This window comes from Micromonospora sp. NPDC007271 (genome assembly GCF_040634005.1).
Classification (GTDB): domain Bacteria; phylum Actinomycetota; class Actinomycetes; order Mycobacteriales; family Micromonosporaceae; genus Micromonospora.
This window is the reverse complement of record NZ_JBEYER010000029.1, coordinates 1-3,869: the sequence shown is the minus strand read 5'-3', so window position 1 is coordinate 3,869 and position 3,869 is coordinate 1. Positions and strand designations below refer to the sequence as shown.

Genomic DNA, 3,869 nt, shown 5'->3' with positions numbered 1-3,869 from the left:
TCACGGCGTCGTGGAGCGCAGCGGAGCGGCGACGTGAGCGAGCGCAGCGAGCGAATCAACAGGCTCAGCGCGTGGGTGCCTCACGGCGTCGTGGAGCGCAGCGGAGCGGCGACGTGAGCGAGCGCAGCGAGCGAACCATCAGGCTCGGCGCGTGGGTGCCTCAGGACGCCGCGGAGCGGAGCGGAGCGGCGGCATGAGCCACTCGGTCGCCGGAGAGCCGCCCGCTGCCGGCCGCCGGGCCGCACCGCTGACCACCGCCGTCTACTCCGCCGCCGAGTGGGACCTGCTGACCGAACTGCCGGGCCGGGTCCTCGTCGCCGCCGCCTCGCCCGGGCCCGGGCGCCCGCCGCGCGGCGTGGCCGCCGGGCTGGCCGGGCTCGACGCCGTGGCGGCCGGTCGGGGGTTCGACAGCGACCTGGTCCGGGCCGTGGTCTCCGCGATCTACGCCCGGCACGACGGCGCCACCGAGCGGGACGACCAGCTCACCGACATGGTCGACCTGCTCGCCGCCTGCCGGGCCGCGGTGCGGGTGCTCCGGCGACGTGCCGACCCGGCCGACTCGGCGGCCTACCGGCAGTGGGTGGAGTCCGTCGCGGCCCGGGTCTGCCGGGCCGGCGAGGCCGGGTGGAGCCCCGCCGACCGGCGCTTCCTCGACCGACTCGGCGGTGCGCTCGGCCTGCGCTGACCAGGTCCGTCCGACCGGCACCGGCTGCCGGGCCGGGCGTCAGCCGCCCTTCTGTACGCCCTGCGTCTCGGCGAGCACCAGCCGGGCGATCACCTGTCCGGCCGGGTCGTAGAGGGTGCAGACGGCGCGTTGCCCGGGCACCTCCACGGCCAGCGGCCGGCCGGCCCGCGCCGCCCAGAACAGGGTCGCGGTGACCTCTCCGCCCCACGGTGCCAGGGTCAGCGTGGTGGCCGGGAAGCCCGGCTGGGTGATGGTCGCCCGCGCCACGCGGGCCGAGGCGAAGCCGTACGTGATCAGCGGCCGTCCGGGGCGGGCCGCTCGCGTACCTCGAAGAAGGGCAGCGACTCACCGTTGCCGTAGACCGAACGAAAGTTCTCGTCCTCCGGCAGATCGTGGTAGCGGCCGGTGCGGGTGTCGAACCAGGTGATGTCGACGATGTGATCACGAGACGGGCTGAGCATCAGCTCGTCGTCGCCGATCCGGATGCCCGTACGCAGCGCTCGGTCCACCGGCAGCGCGCTGGGGTTCGGCCACGGTCCGGGGGACGCTCCGGTTGCCGTGCTCGTGCCTGACGATCGACCACCGGCGGCCGGTCCCGCTGCACCGTCCGGCCCACCCGGGCCGCAGCCCGTCGCCACGCTCGCCAGCAGGACCGCCACCGCGGTGCGTCGTATCCGCGCCCTCATCCGGCACCCCCGATCGTGGCGGCAGCCTAGGCGATGTCGGCTTGTCCCGAGGACCCGTTCGGCGGCCGACGCCGGCCGCTCGGTCGGCGGGTGCCCGAACCCTCGCGGCGGCGGGCACCGGTCCGGGCCGTACGCTCTGGAAACCGTGACCGACGACCAGCTCGACGTGGGTGTGGGGCCGTGGCCCGGCGACCCGCCGGACGACCCGCGGTACGACCCGGAGCTGCTCGCCGAGGGCGACCGGCGCAACGTGGTGGACCGCTACCGCTACTGGCGGCGGGAGGCGGTGGTGGCGGACCTGGACCGGCGCCGGCACGACTTCCACGTGGCCATCGAGAACTGGCAGCACGACTTCAACATCGGCACGGTGGTCCGGAACGCCAACGCCTTCCTCGCGGCCGAGGTGCACATCGTCGGGCGGCGGCGGTGGAACCGGCGCGGGGCCATGGTGACCGACCGCTACCAGCACGTGCGCCACCATCCCACGATCGAGGAGTTCGTCGCCTGGGCCGCGGAACGGGAGCTGCCGGTGGTGGGCATCGACAACCTGCCCGGCTCGAAGCCGCTGGAGACGAGCGTCCTCCCGCGGCACTGCGTCCTCCTCTTCGGCCAGGAGGGGCCGGGGCTGTCCGAGGTGGCCCGGGCCGCCTGCGACCAGCTCTTCTCCATCGCCCAGTACGGCTCGACCCGGTCGATCAACGCCGGGGTGGCCAGTGGCATCGCCATGCACGCCTGGATCCGCGCCTACGCCGGGCCGCCGCCGGACTGACGCCATTCGCCCGATCCGCCCGCTCCGCTTGACGCCCCGCCGATGCCGGGTGACGGTGGAAACGTGAGTGTCGCGATGAGTTGTCCGAGGTGTGGCGGGTCCGTCCGGGGGCCGGACCTGATGCACGGTGAGTCGCGGTGCCTGCGCTGCGGCCCGGTGCCCCCGCTGCACGTCCCCGAGCGCATCGGCGCCGAGATCCTGGCCAGCGTGGTGGGTCGGGTGGCCGCCGACGCCGATCCGGCCGGCCGGTCGGGGGTGCCGCTCTGGTGCCCGTGGCCGCTGCCCACCGGCTGGACGCTGAGCGGGGTGGCCTGGGCCGGCGACGACCGCGCCGGGGTACGCGCCACCGCGGTGGCCTGCGCCGGCCCGGCCCCGTTCGACGGCGGGCCGGCCGACCTGCTCTTCGTGGCCGAGGAGCCGGGCGTCGGGCTGGGTTCGCGCTTCGCCGGCCTGCCCGGTCCCGACCCCGGTCCGCAGGTCGCGGAGGCGCTGACGGAGCCCGGCCCGGGCCATCCCGAACGGGTGCCGAGCGCCAAGATCCGGGTCGGTGGCCACCCCACTCCACTGTGGCTCGTGAATTCGCCGACCGATCGAAGTGCGTACGCCGGCGAGGCTCGGGGAATGTGGCTTCATGCGATAGCCTGGCCGGCGAGTGCGGGTCACCTCCTCGCGGAAGAAGTCGTGCTGCACGACCTCACCGAGTGGACTCCGCCCGAACTCGTGTACGGCGCACCGTCTCCGTACCTCCACGGGCAGGCCTGACCGGGCCGGCGCCGGTGGTCGGAAGACGGACGCAGATATTCACTGTACGACACCATGCTGATACTCTGGGTACCACTGCGGTAAACGGACCCGGCGCCGCGCGAGAGGATGGCCCGCCATGGTCAAGAAGGTCCTCACCTGGGCCGGCATCGCATTCTTGATCTTCTTCGTTGCCTACCGGCCGAACTCCGCCGCCGACGTCTTCAAGTCTCTCGGCGGCGGCATCATGGACATCGCTCAGGGCTTCGGCGACTTCTTCACCAGCCTGGTCGCCTAACCGCCGATGGGAAGCCCCTCCGGTCCGCCCTACGACCCCGACGATCCCGACCGGGAGCGCCGGGAGCGAGACACCGAGCCCATCCCCCGGATAGACCCTGACGACGGTCCCGGCTACGGCCCGGGCCCCGGCTACGGCGACGGTCCTTCCCTTTCGGACGACGCGGCCTTCGGCGACGAGCCGGGCTACGCCGGCGAGGGCCGTTCCGGGCGGGCCTGGATCCGCGACCCGGAGGGCGGTTACCAGCCGCCGCAGATCTCCGAGGACGAGCTGGCCGGGCTGCGCGCCGACGCCGCCGGCATGGCCCCCCGTCGGGTGCTGCCGCTGGAGGACGAGCCCAGCTCGCTGGTGGCCCGCTACCTGTTCCCCACCGAGCGCTACCGGGGCGAGTGGAAGCGGCACTGGATCCACCTCTCCACGCCGATCATCATCGGCGTCGCCGCCACCTTCGTCCTCGGCTACCTCTCCGGCTTCCTCGCCGGGCGGAACGTCGGGGCGCTGACCACCGTCGCGGTGCTGCTCTGGTTCGCGGTGATGGCCTGGGTCGCCTGGCGGGTCGCCGACTGGTGGTACGACCGCTTCATCCTGACCAACAAACGGGTGATGGTGGTCAACGGCATCGTCACCCGGAAGGTGGCGATGATGCCGCTGGCCCGGGTCACCGACATGAAGTACGAGCAGAGCCCGAGC

7 protein-coding genes are annotated in these 3,869 nt (G+C 73.6%); 5 read left to right on the top strand and 2 right to left on the bottom strand.

The annotated features are described in order from the left end of the window. Positions 1-193 precede the first annotated feature (193 nt). Entirely contained in the window at positions 194-685 is a 492-nt protein-coding gene (locus tag ABZ570_RS13105; protein WP_358061498.1) for a hypothetical protein, read from the top strand. A gap of 39 nt (positions 686-724) precedes the next feature. Here the strand turns inward: ABZ570_RS13105 and ABZ570_RS13100 are convergent, their stop codons facing one another. Together ABZ570_RS13100 and ABZ570_RS13095 are read right to left on the bottom strand one after the other, a co-directional pair. Continuing rightward, a complete protein-coding gene (locus tag ABZ570_RS13100) occupies positions 725-952 on the bottom strand; it encodes a hypothetical protein (RefSeq protein ID WP_358061495.1) in 228 nt (75 codons plus the stop codon). A 26-nt stretch (positions 953-978) separates the two neighbouring features. Further along, the gene (locus ABZ570_RS13095) at positions 979-1,194 is read right to left on the bottom strand and encodes a hypothetical protein (RefSeq protein ID WP_358061492.1); all 216 of its coding nucleotides are present in this window, start codon (positions 1,192-1,194) and stop codon (positions 979-981) included. A gap of 322 nt (positions 1,195-1,516) precedes the next feature. Here ABZ570_RS13095 and ABZ570_RS13090 point away from each other — a divergent pair, with 322 nt between their 5' ends. From ABZ570_RS13090 to ABZ570_RS13075, 4 genes are all read left to right on the top strand, one after another. Continuing rightward, positions 1,517-2,140 carry an RNA methyltransferase gene (locus ABZ570_RS13090; protein ID WP_358061489.1) on the top strand — a complete coding sequence of 208 codons (624 nt, stop codon included), beginning with the start codon at positions 1,517-1,519 and terminating at the stop codon, positions 2,138-2,140. 63 nt (positions 2,141-2,203) lie between these two features. Beyond that, positions 2,204-2,902, top strand: coding sequence for a DUF6758 family protein (locus ABZ570_RS13085; protein ID WP_358061486.1), 699 nt, complete (start codon positions 2,204-2,206; stop codon positions 2,900-2,902). Positions 2,903-3,020: 118 nt separating this feature from the next. Continuing rightward, the gene (locus tag ABZ570_RS13080; RefSeq protein ID WP_007455302.1) at positions 3,021-3,179 is read left to right on the top strand and encodes a hypothetical protein; all 159 of its coding nucleotides are present in this window, start codon (positions 3,021-3,023) and stop codon (positions 3,177-3,179) included. Between the two features lie 6 nt (positions 3,180-3,185). Beyond that, on the top strand, positions 3,186-3,869 hold a 684-nt coding region (locus tag ABZ570_RS13075), incomplete at its 3' end, for a PH domain-containing protein (RefSeq protein ID WP_358061483.1).

Excerpts from the sequence above, each read along its gene's own strand:
- ABZ570_RS13105 (WP_358061498.1), top strand. The coding sequence starts at position 194 with ATGAGCCACTCGGTCGCCGGAGAGCCGCCCGCTGCCGGCCGCCGGGCC.
- ABZ570_RS13080 (WP_007455302.1), top strand. The coding sequence starts at position 3,021 with ATGGTCAAGAAGGTCCTCACCTGGGCCGGCATCGCATTCTTGATCTTC.